This window comes from Proteus sp. FZP2095, assembly GCF_023701425.1.
Taxonomy (GTDB): domain Bacteria; phylum Pseudomonadota; class Gammaproteobacteria; order Enterobacterales; family Enterobacteriaceae; genus Proteus; species Proteus cibarius.
The window spans coordinates 1,131,649-1,147,833 of sequence record NZ_JAMQBJ010000001.1; the positions used below are offsets into that span (position 1 = coordinate 1,131,649).

Sequence of the window (16,185 nt, forward strand, 5' to 3'; positions counted from 1 at the left end):
ACAAATTCCTATATTACGTTAAACCCTTTTTGTGTGAAATTGTTTCGCTATTTTGACATAAGGTAAATATTTACTTAACAACACCTTAAGCAAAAAGTTATCATCAATGGTTTCTTAAAAATCAATGACAGACATTCAATAAGAGCTATATTAGAATATTCCTTCATTGTTATTGCTATTCTCTCTATTACTAACAATATTTTTTGTTTTAATAGTATGAGATTATGTGAATGTAGCCTGCTTACCAATAATTCTAGCATGACTGTTTAGGATTAAAATTTAGCTTTACATGATGTGGAGATAATATGAGTAAAATTATGGAGTTAATCGGCGCAATATTAAAATTTAGTTGGCAAGCCATTAACTTTATCAGGAAATTAATCTTAAACGTTATTTTCTTTTTCCTTCTTTTTATGGTCATTGGTATTTTCTTAATTAGCAAAGAAGCACAAAAACCAATGGATTATGAAGGTGCCCTTCTTGTTGACCTTAAGGGTGTGATTGTTGACCAAACGGCAACCCAAAATCCTTTAGGTGAAGTTGGACGTGAGCTTTTAGGTGTTTCTAGTAGCCAGCTCCAAGAAAATTCATTATTTGAAGTTGTCGATACACTACGCCTCGCCTCTCAAGATCCAAAAATTAAAGGTATGGTGCTCAAACTTGATGAATTTGCAGGCGCAGACCAACCTTCGCTAAATTATATTGGTAAAGCACTTAATGAATTTAAAAAGACAGGCAAACCAATTTTTGCAGTAAGCGGTTATTATAATCAGCCACAATATTATCTCGCTTCTTATGCTGATAAAATTTATCTCACACCTCAAGGTGCTGTGGGTGTTTATGGTTTTGGCTTTCAAAATCTCTATTACAAGACACTGTTAGAAAACTTAAAGGTGAGTACTCATATTTTCCGCGTCGGAACGTATAAATCTGCGGTTGAACCATTAATGCGTAATGACATGTCTGCGGAATCTCGAGAAGCGTCATTACGTTTAGTTAATGCACTATGGTCTACATATTTAACCCAAGTTGCAGAAAACCGTAGCATTACCATAGAAGATGTTTTCCCTGGTGCAAAAGAGATGATTGCACAGCTACGTAATGCGGATGGGGATAACGCAACTTATGCGCTAAATCGTAAATTAGTGGATTCTGTAAGCTCATATGCTCAATTTGAAGCTGATATGACAGAAACCTTCCAGTGGGATAAAGAGAGCAAGCAATTTAACAATATCAGTATTTATGATTATGCTGATACGCTAACCTCCTCTTTACCTGCCAATGATGAAGGTAATATTGCCGTAGTCGTTGTTCAAGGTGCCATTATTGATGGTGAAAGTATCCCGGGTTCAGCGGGAGGGTCAACTATTGCTAATCAAATTCGTCAAGCACGTTTAGATCCAAATATTAAGGCGCTTGTCTTACGTGTAAACAGCCCTGGTGGTAGTGTTTCTGCATCAGAGCAAATACGTAGTGAAATTGCCGCCTTTAAACAACAGAAAAAACATGTGGTTGTTTCAATGGGAGGTTTAGCGGCATCAGGTGGATATTGGATCTCAACCCCTGCAAATAAGATTATTGCTAGCCCATCAACATTAACTGGCTCGATTGGTATTTTTGGCGTTATTAATACTTTTGAGAACAGCTTAGAATCTATTGGTGTTTATACTGATGGTGTCACAACTTCACCATTAGCCGGATTATCTGTCACAAATAAACTACCTGAAGAATTTTCAGAGCTTTTACAGCTCAATATTGAAAGTGGTTATAAAACGTTTCTTAATTTAGTGGCTGAATCTCGTAAAAAAACACCCGCTCAAATTGATCGTATTGCTCAAGGCCGAGTGTGGGTAGGAATAGATGCAAAGAATGTCGGTTTAGTTGATGAGTTTGGTGACTTTGATGATGCTATTGATGCAGTCGCTAAAATGGCAAAAATTGACCAACCTGTTATTGATTGGATGAAACCAGAATTAAGCCTTTCTGAGCAAATCATTATGAGCTTATCGTCTAATGCAAAAGCACTTCTTCCTGATCCGTTACAAGCTTATATTCCTGCGCCTGTTTTAAAAGAAGTTAAAACACAGACAGAGTTTTATCGCAATATGAACGATCCGCTAAATCGCTATGCGTATTGTTTATCTTGTGGTGATATTCAATAGTCTTTCCACTGATACACCTGTTTACACTGAACAGGTGTATTTCTCTCCTTTTTCTGGCTTTTGATAGAATGATATTCTGATGAATGCTTTTTGTTCGTCTATATTCAAACTATTTTTAACACAATGATTTAAAGTAGATATTAGTCAGTCTCTATTTTCTTTTTTTAGCATCCTTTCCTTTTTTTATTCTGCAAACTCCCTATAATCAGGTATTTCTCACAGCTTAATAAGAGTGCTTTGTCTGATGCAAAAGAAATCAATCTACGTTGTTTATACTGGCGGTACTATTGGTATGCAACATTCTGAACATGGCTATATTCCTGTATCAGGGCATTTACAACGCCAATTAGCTAAAATGCCAGAATTCCACCGTGAGGAGATGCCTGATTTTACAATTAAAGAGCACCTTCCTTTAATTGATTCTTCAAATATCACACCAGAAGATTGGCAATCCATTGCTGATGATATTAATGAAAATTATCACAACTATGACGGGTTCGTTATTCTTCATGGTACAGATACCATGGCTTTTACCGCATCAGCACTCTCTTTTATGTTTGAGAATCTTAGCAAACCGATTATCGTTACTGGCTCTCAAATTCCTTTAGAAGCCTTACGTTCTGACGGGCAAACAAACCTATTAAATGCACTTTACCTCGCAGCACATCACCCAATTAATGAAGTGGCGCTATTTTTTAATAACACGCTGTATCGTGGGAACCGCACAGTAAAAGCCCATGCAGATGGTTTTAACGCCTTTGCATCACCCAATAGCGCCCCACTGTTAGAAGCGGGTATTAATATTAAACAATTTAAAATTAATTCATTTCCAAAAGGAAAAGGCGAATTTACTGCACATAATATTACGCCTCAGCCGATCGGCGTTGTCACCATTTATCCAGGTCTTTCAGATGAAGTTGTTAAAAATATCTTAATGCAACCTGTAAAAGCCTTAATATTGCGCTCTTATGGTGTCGGTAATGCACCATCGCATCCTGCTCTACTTTCAACCCTACGTGAAGCAACTGAGCGTGGCATTGTTGTTATCAACCTTACGCAATGTATTTCTGGTCGAGTAAATATGGAAGGTTATGCAACAGGTCAGGCATTAGCGGAAGTGGGTGTGATCAGTGGCTTTGATATGACATTTGAAGCAACATTAACTAAACTGCATTATCTCCTTAGCCAACAATATAATTACACAGAGATCTGCCGACTAATGCAACAAAACCTTCGCGGTGAAATGACATTAGACGATAACGACTAAGTTTAATTTAAAGGTAAAATTGGTGAAAAATTCTGCACTGTTATTGGTTGATATACAAAACGATTTTTGTACTGGTGGTGCATTAGCTGTTAATGAAAGCGATATAGTGATACAAACAGCCAACCAACTTATTCATGATTTTAAGCTATCTAAAAATCCCATTATTGCCAGTTTAGATTGGCACCCAGCCGATCATCTTAGCTTTGCTGAAAATTCAGGCACTGTTGTAGGAGAAATTGGAACGCTTAATGGATTACCACAAGTATGGTGGCCTGTGCATTGTGTACAAAATTCTTATGGTGCTGCATTTCACCCTGAATTAAACCAAGCACTAATAAACCATATTATTTACAAAGGGCAAAATCGTCTTATTGATAGTTATAGTGCCTTTTTTGATAACGACCATGAATATCAGACGGGCTTGCATACTCTTTTGCAGACTCTGAATATAAAACATCTTTATATTTTAGGAATTGCTACGGATTACTGCGTTAAATATACGGTACTGGATGCTTTACAGTTAGGTTATCATGTGACCGTAATTACAGATGGTTGTCGTGGCGTAAATATTCAAGATGATGACAGCGAAAAAGCACTAGAAGAGATGCGGGCACAAGGTGCGGTATTAATTGATTCAGCACATTGGCTTAATCGTAACAATCAATAGGTTCGTTATTTTCTTCATCTTCATAAAACAAAAAAGGGGTTAATTTTAACCGGTTTGGTTAATAACCCCCCTTTTTTATCTCGATTCTATTCATTCAATACACGTTTTAGTCATCATCCATTGGTGTTAGTGTTGCTAAACGTTCAGATTGAAACTGAGCTTTTAATTCTTGTTTGCTCTTCATGGTAATCTGCCCATTAGTTCCCACAGTCATATGCTCAGGTGTGTGATTATTTTTCGCCTGCCATAATAAAACAATCTGCATGCAATGTTCTTTTTGCTCATCAGTCAATGCAACGCCGTCAGGCCATTTACCCAGTTCAACTGCGGTTGAAATACGTTGGTAAATTTCAGGGGTTACCATCGAAATAAGTTCATTAACTTCCATTGATTGCTCCATAAACTAAATAATCTATTGAAATGGCTGAATCGTTTTTTCTATTGTTATCATTTTGTTAATTTAACTGGGTTAACCGATTTGTTTTTCGCCTGTTTCACTATTCGTAAATGAAAGAGATGCTGAATTGACACAATAACGCTCCCCTGTAGGGGCTGGGCCATCATTAAAAACATGGCCTAAATGTGCATCACATTGCTGACAACGTATTTCAGTTCTTTTCATATTATGAGAAAAATCATCAATATAGCGAATTGCATTATCACTAACGGGTTGATAAAAGCTAGGCCAACCACATCCAGCATCAAATTTTGTTTCTGAATAAAACAAAGGAGCCGAACAACATAAACAGTGATAAATACCTGTTTGACGATTGTGTAATAATTTACCACTAAACGGAGGTTCTGTGCCTTGCTGTTGCGTCACATAACGTTGCATTTCGTTGAGTGTTGATAAATCAAGGTGATTGTTATTACTTGAAATATTCACTTTCTTTTCATTATCTGCCATATCGACCTCTTGCCCAGAAAAATGCTTTTTAAAACAACAGTGAATAATAACAAAGATTTAACAACAAATCTGAAAAATATAGTCTAAAATCATCAAGAGTAATCTTTAGTTTTTGAAATGTGATGAATTTCACATAATAGAGCAAAGGTAACTTCATTTATCGGCGTTGATCCCGATAATACACAGCGTAACATTTAGCTAAAACGACCAATCTTTAAGCGAAAAGTGTTTTTTTAATTGATTTTTTGCAATTATTGACACGATTCCGCTTGACGATTGGCGCGGTTTTGGTAACTTTAGAAGCAACTTTTTAATTCACTAAATTAAAGCTGGTGGAATACATATGACTATCAAAGTAGGTATTAATGGTTTTGGTCGTATCGGCCGCATCGTTTTCCGTGCTGCTCAAGAACGTTCAGATATCGAAATCGTAGGTATTAACGATCTGTTAGACGCAGACTACATGGCATACATGCTGAAATACGATTCAACTCATGGCCGTTTCAACGGTACTGTTGAAGTAAAAGATGGCCACCTCGTTGTTAATGGTAAAACCATCCGCGTAACTTCAGAAAGAGATCCAGCAAATCTGAAATGGAACGAAGTCGGTGCTGACGTTGTTGCAGAAGCAACTGGTCTGTTCTTAACTGACGAAACTGCTCGTAAACACATCCAAGCTGGTGCGAAAAAAGTTGTTCTGACTGGCCCTTCAAAAGACAGCACTCCAATGTTCGTAATGGGCGTAAACCATAAATCATACGCAGGCCAAGATATCGTTTCTAACGCATCTTGTACTACTAACTGCTTAGCGCCTTTAGCTAAAGTTATCAACGACAACTTCGGTATCGTTGAAGGTCTGATGACTACTGTTCACGCAACAACTGCAACTCAACGTACTGTTGATGGCCCATCTGCAAAAGACTGGCGTGGTGGTCGTGGTGCTTCCCAGAACATCATCCCTTCATCAACTGGTGCTGCTAAAGCTGTAGGTAAAGTTATCCCTGAACTGAACGGCAAACTGACTGGTATGTCTTTCCGTGTTCCTACTCCTAACGTTTCTGTTGTTGACCTGACCGCACGTCTGGAAAAACCAGCAACTTACGCTCAAATCTGTGACGCTATCAAAGCAGCAGCTGAAGGCGAACTGAAAGGCGTTCTGGGTTACACTGAAGATGCAGTTGTTTCAACTGACTTCAATGGCGAAGTTCTGACTTCAGTATTTGATGCTAAAGCAGGTATTGCTCTGAATGACAACTTTGTTAAATTAGTTGCTTGGTACGATAACGAAGTTGGTTATTCAAACAAAGTTCTGGATCTGATTTCTCATATCTCTAAATAATTAGAGTTTAGAAAGTCACGATTTCTTTTAGAGCCACCGTTTCGGTGGCTCTTTTATTTTCTAGCCAGTCAGTTTATTGTATTGAAATAGCCAGTGACATAAAGGTCATAAGATAATGAATGAGAAAATTTTTTCTTTGCCGATTATTGAACAAATATCCCCTTACTTAAGTCGTCGGCAATTAGGCGAACTTCCTATCCTTGTTATTTCACACCCTAAAGTACGCGCAGCTATCAGCCTTCAAGGCGCACATTTAATCGCTTGGCAGCCCGCACAAGAACATCCTGTATTTTGGGTAAGTGAAGCCTCTCTCTTCACTCCAGGTGTTGCCATTCGTGGTGGTATCCCTATTTGCTGGCCTTGGTTTGCTTCAGCAGGTACACCAAGTCATGGATTTGCACGTATTCTTCCTTGGGAGTTTAGTGCTCATACAGAACAAGATGATGGTGTCCTCATCACCATGACATTAAAAGAGAGTCAACAAACACAAAAATATTGGCCCCATCCCTTTACTGTTATTGCTCGTTTTAAATTAGGAGCAACCTGTGAGGTTGAATTAGAATCTTATGGTGATTATGAAGCGACAGCTGCTCTTCACTCTTACTTTAATGTGAGTGATATCGATAATGTCTCTGTAACCGGCCTAGGAGGCCACTACATTGACACAGTGGCAGATAAAGAGGTTTACACTGATGAAACCTCATTACGCTTTAATGGACGCACTGACAGGCTTTATACGGAGCCTGATGATTTCAATCTCATTCATGATGATGGTTGGGATCGTACAATTGAAGTTCATCATTATCATCATAGTGATGTCGTGTGTTGGAACCCCGGCGCGGAGCTTGCAAGTTCAATGAAAGATATGAGTTCTGGCGGTTATCGTAAAATGGCTTGTGTAGAAACCGCACGCATCCACCAGCCATTAAAACCAGATAACGTTCATCCCGGCCGTTTATCTTTGGTAGTCCGTGTTCGTAAGAATATTGCTGAAAAATAAAATATTGCTGGCATCTTACACAATAAAAAAAGCTTCGAGTTTAAATCGAAGCTTTTTTATCATCATTAATCTCACTAAATTCTAGTCAGATTTCTGCTAATTAAAATGTGTAAGTCACACCTGTCCACACAATCGCAGTAACAGATTTATTCACCATAGGGCTGTCTTTCACTTCACTTGGTAAATGATCAACACGCCCCATCGCAAAGAAATTCCATTTTTCAGCAAATTTATAATTAGCGGAGATTTCAACATAAGGTCTCCAGCTATCATTTGGCGTATATTCTGCTAAACCACTGCGTTGTGATTCTGCATGACTAATTCCATAAGCATAACGGTTTTGTTTTTTGTTTTCCCAAACAACACCAGCACCCGGCTGTAAAGACCAGTTACCGAATTCAAAAGGATATAAATAAGCCGCGTCAGCGATAATACCGTTACTTTTTCCTAACATATCACCCGATATGATCGCTCTTAAGCTACCCCATGATTCGTGGTGTTTATAAGTAAAGCCACCCATCATGGTGTCACGACGACGATTCAGTTTTTTCATTTGCTCATCATCACTATCGCTTGGTTTATAAGCCTGAGGATAATAGTGCAAATCAACAGAAAGCTGATCTTTAGGTGTATTCCACAGGTAATATCCTGCAGCTAACGTTGCGAAATAGAAGTTTTCTGACTGGTAGTTAACTTGTGGTACTGGTAATAAATAATCTTTTGATTTAGCCCCTTTATAAGGAGTGACTTGCGCTAAGACTGAACCACCTATTGACCATTCGCCAGCAAATGCTGCTGGTGTGCTAAGCCCTGCGATAACGGCTAAAGAAATGATAATCTTCTTATTACTCACGATGATTTTCCATATTGTCATTAATAAAGTAGCAACCAAAAACCTATTTCAGTCACAAATAACTAAAACTGGTATTATTTTACCTATAATCATTTTAGTTTTGCATTAAATGTGTAGCAATCAGTGCTTGCCCTAATGCAATACCACCGTCTCCGGCTGGTAACATCATAGGGGTAAGTACTTTTTTATTGTTTAATTTTTTCTTAAACAGATGTTTGAGTAATGTGTTATTTAACACACCACCCGTAAGTACAATGGTGTCAATCTGATATTTATCTGCATATTGCAATGCAATATCGCCTAAACCTTCAGCTAATAAATAATGAAATAACCATGCTTTTTCACTGACATTCAGCGCTACACTTTCCCACTGCGACCAAAAAACCGACAAATCAAGCACACTATTTTTTACTGGCATTAAATGCCCATACTGCTTAATTATTTCTGCCTGTTTTTCTTGATGGCACGCTAATGCTGCTGTTTGTAGATAACAAGCCGCTTCACCTTCCCAACTTATCTCTTTAGGGGCTAATCCTAATGATGCTGAAACCGCATCAAAAAAACGCCCACAAGAAGAGGCTTTAGGTGAATTTAAGCCACGCTCTATGGCCTTACTTAATATCTGCAAATCATTGCTAGGCACCATTTGGGCGATTACACTACCTTGCCAATCTTCAGAAAAAGTAGCTAAATGTGCGAACCAGTTTCGCCAAGGTTGAATTGAGGCAAGATTACCTCCGGGCATCGCAACAGCAGGAAGCCCCCCAACCCGCTCTGATTTTTGATAGTCCACCCGCAGGCATTCCCCTCCCCATAACGTGCCATCTTGTCCAAAACCTAATCCATCAAGCGCAATACCAATGACAGCACCTTGTTGATGTGTATGACCATGTTCGGCGAGACAAGAAACAATATGTGCATGGTGATGAGAGACTTCAATAACAGGAATATCTTGCTCTTGAGCAAACTGTTTACCCAACTGATGACTAATGTAGTTAGGATGCGCATCTATCGCTATCGCTTTAGGCGTAAAACGATAAATTTGCTGAAAGAGAGCCAACGATTTTATCAACTGCTGTCGCACACTTAAATCATCAAGATCCCCTAAATGAGGCCCCATAATGGCTTGATGTTGGCGTAATAGGCAAAATACATTTTTGAGATCGCCTCCCATCGCGAGTACTGAGGGTTGCTCTCCAAAATCTTCAGGTAATGAAATCGCATCTGGGACATAACCACGAGAGCGTCTGATCATCACACTCTTTTTACCCTCAATGCGAACAAGTGAGTCATCAGCTCTTTGTATGATCTCTCGATTGTGCATTAAGAATAAATCTGCAATATCTTTCAATTGCATTAAGGCATCTTCATTACTTAATGCCGGCGTATGACCTGATGCATTGCCTGATGTCATAACAAGTGGAATATTTGTGCCACGCGCTAATAGATGTTGCAACGGATTGGATGGCAACATAACACCAATTTCAGTTAATCCTGGCGCAATAAGCTCCGCAAGCTTAGGTGCAACTGTTTTGGGGATTAATACAATTGGGGCGGCAGTACTTTGCAACGTTTGGATAGCGGTTGGAAGAAAATCTGGATCTTGCTTATCTGCTTTAATTTGATCAATTCCGGTGAGCATCACAGCGAGTGGCTTCGCAGGTCGATATTTGCGCTCTCGTAATAATGCAACACTTTCATTATTGCGTGCATCACATACTAAATGAAAACCACCAATACCTTTAACTGCAACAATCTTTCCAGCAAGTAACGCTTCACAAGCTTGAGTTAATGCAAGTTCTTTTATTGCTAACTCTTTTCCTTGATTATTTGCAAGCCAGATGTGAGGTCCACAAACAGGACATGCATTAGGCTGAGCATGAAACCGTCTATCTGCGGGATCTTCATATTCATGTTTACAGTCAGGGCAGAATGGAAACTCAGACATTGAAGTAAAAGGCCTATCGTAAGGCATTTTTTTTATGATAGTAAAACGAGGGCCGCAATGTGTGCAGTTGATAAAAGGATAATGATAACGACGATTTTGAGGGTCAAACAATTCATCAATACAAACTTGGCAAGTTGTAGCATCAGGAACAACTTGTGTATCCATTTCGCCACCACCACTTTTTACAATAATAAAGTCTGTAGGCAACTGTTCCCATTGATAGGGTGATTCTTCTATTCGTTCAATGCGTGCTAGTGGTGGGCATTCTGCTTTTAATGCTTCGATAAAGAGCGCATTTTTAGGTGAAGGGGTTAAATGCACCAATACACCTAAACTATCGTTACTTACTTGCCCTAATAAACCAAAACGATGGGCTAGTTGCCAAACAAATGGGCGAAACCCAACGCCTTGAACCTTTCCTTTCACACGCAATGCAATGCCGTTACTCATAGGATCACCAAATCAAAATAAATTTAAGCTTATTCTAGTTTAGTGATTATCAACAACTTTCATTTAGATCAGAAAAAGTGGAATTAGGTAGATTTATCATCACTTCAACAGTCACTCTTGGTGCAATTGCACACAATAATTCGTAACCAATAGTGCCACATGCCGTTGCGACATCATCAACAGGCAATTGCTCTCCCCATAATTCAACCGGACTCCCGTAACTTACATCAGGAAAATCCGTTACATCAACGGTTAGCATATCCATAGAGATACGCCCGACCAATTGTGTTTTATGCCCATTAACAATAACGGGTGTACCGTCTGGCGCATGTCTTGGATAACCATCAGCATAACCACAGGCAACAACAGCGATCCGCATATCACGCTCAGCGGTATATCGGCTACCATAGCCTATCTGCTCACCTTTTTTGACTTGTTGAATAGCTAATATCTCACTATTAAATGCCATTACGGGTTGTAAATCGAAATCAGCAATATCTTGCCAAACACCTGAAGGCGAAACACCATATAAAATAATGCCCGGACGCACCCAATCTTGATAAGTTTCAGGATCAAACAGTATTGCGGCTGAATTTGCCAAACATCGAGGTAATTCATTTACCATAGCTTGATTAATGGTATTTTTCTGTGCCCCCATATTCAATCCCGTATCTGCATTAGCAAAATGAGACATTTGAATAATAGAACCAATATTTTTGATACTTTTTGCACGAGCAATTGCTTGCTTATAAGTGTCTGGTCGGTAGCCCAGCCGATTCATTCCACTATTAAGCTTAAGGTAGATGTTAATGGGCCTTTCTAATTGTGCATTTTCTATAGCATCAAATTGCCAATCAGAATGAATTGTTGTCGTTAAGGAATAACGTTCTAATAAATAGACATCTTCTGGCTTAAAAAAACCTTCCAGCAAAAGGATAGGCCCTACCCATCCTTGCTCTCTTAGCATAACAGCTTTGTCTAACTCAATTAATGCAAAACCATCAGTATGACTTAATGCAGGCCAAACACTGGATAATCCATGTCCATAAGCATCTGCTTTCACAACAGACCACACTTTGCTGCCCTTGACTCTCTCTTTAATAACAGACAGATTATGGCTTAATGCATCGAGGTTAATGGTTACTTTTGTAGGTCTGGACATGGTTTTTCCTCAATTAATAAGCTGCATCAAGTTTTTGCCCCGGTAAGAGCAATTTAGTATTAAAGCCATCGATATACCGAAACACAGATAAATCATCAGCGGCAATAGCAGGTTTATTTCCTGAAATTAAATCAGCCAATAATTGGCCTGAGCCACATGCCATTGTCCAACCTAATGTGCCATGCCCTGTATTTAATGATAAATTGCGATAAGCCGTAGGCCCTACAATAGGCGTACCATCAGGCGTCATAGGTCTTAAACCGGTCCAAAATGTGGCTTTTTCAATATCACCACCACCTTGATAGAGATCTTGCACAACCATTTTTAATGTTTCACAGCGCGATTTTAAAATATCCAGATTAAAACCAACGACCTCCGCCATTCCACCGACACGAATTCGTTCATCAAAACGCGTTACCGCAATTTTATAGGTTTCATCTAAAATAGTGGATGTTGGTGCTCTTGAAGCATCAATAATCGGCATCGTAAGCGAATAACCTTTAAGAGGATAGACTGGAATGGCGACTTTGTTTTTCAAAAACGCTGTTGAGTAAGAGCCCATGGCAACAACATAGTGATCGGCTGTTAATAATCCATCATGGCATTGAACACCCGCAACTTTATCACCATCAAATAACAAATGTTTGATTTCTTTGTTAAATAGGAACGTAACACCGGCATCTTCTGCCATTTTAGCGAGTTTTTTCGTAAAAGTTTGGCAATCACCCGTTTCATCATTCGGTAAACGTAAACCACCTGTCAATTTGTGACTAACATGTTCAAGCGCTGGCTCTGCTAGTTTTAATTGATCCGCAGTTAACAACTCATAAGCAACACCCTCTTGCTTTAATACAGCAATATCATTGGCTGCATTATCAAATTGCTTTTGATCGCGAAAAAGTTGCAGAGTGCCACCTTGGCGCCCTTCATATTCAATACCAGTATCTTGGCGTAACTGGCGAATACAATCACGGCTATATTCAGCAATACGCACCATACGACTTTTATTCATGGTGTAATGTGATGCATCACAATTACGTAACATTTGCCACATCCAACGTAACTGGAAAAGTGAGCCATCAGGTTTAATTGCTAATGGTGCGTGCTTTTGGAACATCCATTTAACTGCTTTTAATGGGATGCCCGGAGCACCCCAAGGGGTAGCATATCCTGGAGATATCTGACCTGCATTACCTGCACTAGTCTCTTCTGCTGCACTGTTTTGTCTATCAACAACAATGACTTCATGGCCTTGTTGCACAAGATACCACGCACTCGTTACACCAATAACGCCGCCACCTAAGATGATTACTTTCATGGCAAGACTCCAATAATTTACATTGATATAACATAAGAATAATATTCCATACACAAAAAGCCAATATAGAATAATCATCTAGACTAATAAAAAAGCAAATTTTAGAGTTAAATCACATTTGATTGCTATTCGACAAGTGATTTTCAAAAACAATTATTGAATTAACTCATAAAATCAACAAGATATAATTATCACCATAAATTATAATAATATTGATTAGTAAATTATTTAAAATTGAAGGGATTTTAAGGTGTAAGAAGACAAAGCAGGGATTTTATTAAAATCCAAGAATAGGCTCAATTTAAGATGATAAATCTTTAATTAACTCACTTTGGTTACTCTTTTTACTAAAAATAACCTATTTAAAGCATTGCCTAAAAAATGACTCTTTTTCACTTTTTAAAAGCATAAAAAAACCAGTACCACAAATTATAGGAATACTGGTTTTTTCTATTGTAATAAAGTAGCAAACGTAATTAGCGTTTTACTTCTTCTAGATCACTAGGTAGTGGTGACTGTAAACTTTGCCAGATAATACCACTATCTTTACCATATTGGCGGACGCATTCCATGACATGCTCGACATCTTTTTGCTCACATAATACAGCCAGTTTTTTATAGAATGCTAACGCGAGTTCTTTGGCTTGAATATTTGAGAAATAATAACGGCCTACGCGCGTATAAAGCCCTTTTAAGCCATTTAAGATAAGACCATAAATTGGATTACCTGACGCAAACGCTAATCCACGGAAAATGTTGTAATCCAGTTCACTAAACTCATCAGCGCTATTTTCAGTGGTAAGCTCATGGTTTAAAACTGCAATACATTTTTCAGGGCTATTTCTAAATGCTGTACGTATAAAAATAGCTGAAATATTGGTTCTGACAGCCAATAAATTATCTATTAACTGTGGTACTCGATCATGATCAAGACGAGCAACTGTTTCAAGGATATTAAGGCCAGATGTTTCCCAGAAATTGTTTACCTTCGTTGGCTTTCCGTGTTGAATTGTTAACCAACCATCACGAGCAAGGCGTTGTAACACTTCTCTTAATGTGGTTCTTGTAACACCGATTAATTCAGAGAGCTCACGTTCCGCTGGAAGAATAGATCCAGGAGGAAAACGATTATTCCAGATGCTTTCAACAATATACTCTTCCGCAAAACCTGCGGGGCTTTGAGCCTTAATAACCATATTTTTATTTCTTCCGAAGCGATTTTTCTGCTAATAATGGAAAAGATAATATCAGAATGCGTAATTTTGATATAGCTCAACCATCATTAAATAGTGAATGGCATCATAAAACTTGATGTAGCTTTATCAATTTATTATTACTAATGCGCTTAATTTCACAGCGATTAGCGCGTACTATGGTTCAATTGCGTATCATTGCGCTTAAAATCTCTATTTGGAGGATGAGAAACCTAATGGATATGAGTATAAGACAAGCACTACTAAAGAATTTTATGGGGAATTCCCCAGATTGGTATAAGCTTGCTATTCTTACTTTTTTAATTATCAACCCACTGATTTTTTTCTTTATTGACCCTTTTGTCGCCGGTTGGCTATTAGTTGTAGAATTTATTTTTACACTAGCTATGGCGCTAAAGTGTTACCCGTTACAACCCGGAGGATTACTTGCCATTGAGGCTGTCATCATTGGTATGACTAGCCCAAAACAAATTGGTCATGAAATTGCCAACAACCTTGAAGTGATTTTGCTTCTTGTCTTTATGGTTGCAGGCATCTATTTTATGAAGCAATTATTGCTGTTTGCTTTTACTAAACTGCTGTTATCCATTCGTTCTAAACGAATGTTATCTATTGCCTTTTGCTTCGCAAGTGCATTTTTATCTGCCTTTTTAGATGCTTTAACCGTAATCGCGGTTGTAATCAGTGTCTCTCTCGGTTTCTACTCTATTTATCATAATTTTGCCTCGAATCAATCAGGTGCAGAATTAAGTAATGATGGATTTATTGATACCGCAGAAAAAAAACAAACTTTAGAACAATTCCGTGCCTTTTTACGTAGCTTAATGATGCATGCTGGTGTCGGTACTGCGTTAGGTGGCGTAATGACCATGGTAGGTGAACCACAAAACCTAATTATTGCAAAACATTTAGAATGGGATTTTGTGACCTTCTTTATCAGAATGTCACCTGTCACTATTCCTGTTTTCTTTGCTGGTCTTGTAGTGTGCTACTTAGTAGAACGCTTTAAGCTCTTTGGTTATGGTGCTGAATTACCTGATTTAGTTCGTAAAGTTCTAACTGAATACGACAGGAAAAACAGTGAAAAACGTACTTCGCAAGAAAAAGCTCAATTAATGATCCAAGCATTAATTGGTATTTGGTTGATTGTTGCTTTAGCGCTCCATTTAGCAGAAGTTGGTATTATCGGTTTATCTGTTATTATTCTTGCCACTGCATTTTGTGGGATCACAGAAGAACATGCTCTTGGTAAAGCATTTGAAGAAGCCTTACCTTTTACTGCATTATTGACCGTATTCTTCTCTATCGTTGCTGTTATTATTGACCAACAATTATTTGGCCCTATTATTCAGTTTGTTCTTCAAGCGTCAGAATCCTCACAACTATCTCTTTTTTACCTCTTTAATGGTCTACTATCTGCTATTTCAGATAACGTGTTTGTAGGTACGGTTTATATCAGTGAGGCTTTAACTGCATTGCAAGATGGGTTAATTAGCCAATCACAATATGAGCATATTGGTGTTGCTATTAATACAGGTACAAACTTACCTTCTGTTGCGACCCCAAATGGTCAAGCTGCATTCCTGTTCTTATTAACATCGGCACTATCACCGCTCATCCGTTTATCATATGGCCGAATGGTGATAATGGCACTGCCATACACGATTATAATGACATTACTTGGTTTACTAGCTGTTGAGTTTTGGCTTGTTCCTGCAACACATTGGTTCTATGAAATTGGTTTAGTTGCTATTCCATAACAATAGATCCACAGTTACACCACATTAATAGGACTTTTATTTGATGAAAGTCCTATTTTCTTCTTTAAAAGAAGCTTGAATGTAAATATTTGTGAAATAACAGGTTTTGACTTTTTTTGCGCTTGATTTTTGGGCAGA

At 38.3% G+C, this 16,185-nt stretch carries 13 protein-coding genes; 6 read left to right on the plus strand and 7 right to left on the minus strand.

What is annotated here, in order from left to right:
• Nucleotides 1-305: 305 nt before the first annotated feature.
• The 3 genes from sppA to pncA all read left to right on the plus strand — a co-directional run bounded on the left by sppA (nt 306) and on the right by pncA (nt 4,096).
• Nucleotides 306-2,162, plus strand: a complete 1,857-nt coding sequence (gene sppA, locus NBG71_RS05355; protein ID WP_109418817.1) for a signal peptide peptidase SppA — start codon at nt 306-308, stop codon at nt 2,160-2,162.
• A 244-nt stretch (nt 2,163-2,406) separates the two neighbouring features.
• Nucleotides 2,407-3,429: an asparaginase gene (ansA, locus tag NBG71_RS05360; RefSeq protein WP_075673877.1), complete on the plus strand. Its 1,023-nt coding sequence runs from the start codon at nt 2,407-2,409 to the stop codon at nt 3,427-3,429.
• A gap of 22 nt (nt 3,430-3,451) precedes the next feature.
• Nucleotides 3,452-4,096: a bifunctional nicotinamidase/pyrazinamidase gene (gene pncA / locus NBG71_RS05365; protein WP_075673878.1), complete on the plus strand. Its 645-nt coding sequence runs from the start codon at nt 3,452-3,454 to the stop codon at nt 4,094-4,096.
• Nucleotides 4,097-4,202: 106 nt separating this feature from the next.
• On the opposite strand, the gene NBG71_RS05370 is transcribed toward pncA, so the two are convergent.
• On the minus strand, nt 4,203-4,484 hold the full coding sequence (locus tag NBG71_RS05370; protein ID WP_036912841.1) for a YeaC family protein: 282 nt from the start codon (nt 4,482-4,484) through the stop codon (nt 4,203-4,205).
• An 81-nt stretch (nt 4,485-4,565) separates the two neighbouring features.
• Complete coding sequence (msrB, locus tag NBG71_RS05375) at nt 4,566-5,003, minus strand: peptide-methionine (R)-S-oxide reductase MsrB (protein ID WP_075673879.1); 438 nt, start codon at nt 5,001-5,003, stop codon at nt 4,566-4,568.
• A 343-nt stretch (nt 5,004-5,346) separates the two neighbouring features.
• On the opposite strand from msrB, the gene gapA reads away from it, so the two are divergent.
• Both gapA and NBG71_RS05385 read left to right on the plus strand, forming a co-directional pair.
• On the plus strand, nt 5,347-6,342 hold the full coding sequence (gene gapA, locus NBG71_RS05380) for a glyceraldehyde-3-phosphate dehydrogenase (RefSeq protein WP_023581959.1): 996 nt from the start codon (nt 5,347-5,349) through the stop codon (nt 6,340-6,342).
• 115 nt (nt 6,343-6,457) lie between these two features.
• Nucleotides 6,458-7,342: a D-hexose-6-phosphate mutarotase gene (locus NBG71_RS05385; RefSeq protein ID WP_075673880.1), complete on the plus strand. Its 885-nt coding sequence runs from the start codon at nt 6,458-6,460 to the stop codon at nt 7,340-7,342.
• 100 nt (nt 7,343-7,442) lie between these two features.
• On the opposite strand, the gene NBG71_RS05390 is transcribed toward NBG71_RS05385, so the two are convergent.
• From NBG71_RS05390 to fadR, 5 genes are all read right to left on the minus strand, one after another.
• On the minus strand, nt 7,443-8,195 hold the full coding sequence (locus tag NBG71_RS05390) for a MipA/OmpV family protein (protein ID WP_250916603.1): 753 nt from the start codon (nt 8,193-8,195) through the stop codon (nt 7,443-7,445).
• Nucleotides 8,196-8,289: 94 nt separating this feature from the next.
• Entirely contained in the window at nt 8,290-10,593 is a 2,304-nt protein-coding gene (gene hypF / locus NBG71_RS05395; RefSeq protein ID WP_075673882.1) for a carbamoyltransferase HypF, read from the minus strand.
• A 49-nt stretch (nt 10,594-10,642) separates the two neighbouring features.
• Nucleotides 10,643-11,755: an alanine racemase gene (alr, locus tag NBG71_RS05400; protein ID WP_075673883.1), complete on the minus strand. Its 1,113-nt coding sequence runs from the start codon at nt 11,753-11,755 to the stop codon at nt 10,643-10,645.
• A gap of 13 nt (nt 11,756-11,768) precedes the next feature.
• Nucleotides 11,769-13,073 carry a D-amino acid dehydrogenase gene (locus NBG71_RS05405; protein WP_075673884.1) on the minus strand — a complete coding sequence of 435 codons (1,305 nt, stop codon included), beginning with the start codon at nt 13,071-13,073 and terminating at the stop codon, nt 11,769-11,771.
• 476 nt (nt 13,074-13,549) lie between these two features.
• Entirely contained in the window at nt 13,550-14,269 is a 720-nt protein-coding gene (gene fadR, locus NBG71_RS05410) for a fatty acid metabolism transcriptional regulator FadR (RefSeq protein WP_023581953.1), read from the minus strand.
• A 233-nt stretch (nt 14,270-14,502) separates the two neighbouring features.
• Between fadR and nhaB the strand changes: the two genes are divergently transcribed.
• Complete coding sequence (gene nhaB, locus NBG71_RS05415; RefSeq protein WP_075673885.1) at nt 14,503-16,047, plus strand: sodium/proton antiporter NhaB; 1,545 nt, start codon at nt 14,503-14,505, stop codon at nt 16,045-16,047.
• Nucleotides 16,048-16,185 lie beyond the last annotated feature (138 nt).

Bases quoted from the DNA above. Each gene is read 5' to 3' on its own strand.
- sppA (WP_109418817.1), top strand. From the start codon at position 306: ATGAGTAAAATTATGGAGTTAATCGGCGCAATATTAAAATTTAGTTGG.
- ansA (WP_075673877.1), top strand. From the start codon at position 2,407: ATGCAAAAGAAATCAATCTACGTTGTTTATACTGGCGGTACTATTGGT.
- NBG71_RS05370 (WP_036912841.1), bottom strand. From the start codon at position 4,484: ATGGAAGTTAATGAACTTATTTCGATGGTAACCCCTGAAATTTACCAA.
- msrB (WP_075673879.1), bottom strand. From the start codon at position 5,003: ATGGCAGATAATGAAAAGAAAGTGAATATTTCAAGTAATAACAATCAC.
- gapA (WP_023581959.1), top strand. From the start codon at position 5,347: ATGACTATCAAAGTAGGTATTAATGGTTTTGGTCGTATCGGCCGCATC.
- NBG71_RS05385 (WP_075673880.1), top strand. From the start codon at position 6,458: ATGAATGAGAAAATTTTTTCTTTGCCGATTATTGAACAAATATCCCCT.
- hypF (WP_075673882.1), bottom strand. From the start codon at position 10,593: ATGAGTAACGGCATTGCATTGCGTGTGAAAGGAAAGGTTCAAGGCGTT.
- alr (WP_075673883.1), bottom strand. From the start codon at position 11,755: ATGTCCAGACCTACAAAAGTAACCATTAACCTCGATGCATTAAGCCAT.
- NBG71_RS05405 (WP_075673884.1), bottom strand. From the start codon at position 13,073: ATGAAAGTAATCATCTTAGGTGGCGGCGTTATTGGTGTAACGAGTGCG.
- fadR (WP_023581953.1), bottom strand. From the start codon at position 14,269: ATGGTTATTAAGGCTCAAAGCCCCGCAGGTTTTGCGGAAGAGTATATT.
- nhaB (WP_075673885.1), top strand. From the start codon at position 14,503: ATGGATATGAGTATAAGACAAGCACTACTAAAGAATTTTATGGGGAAT.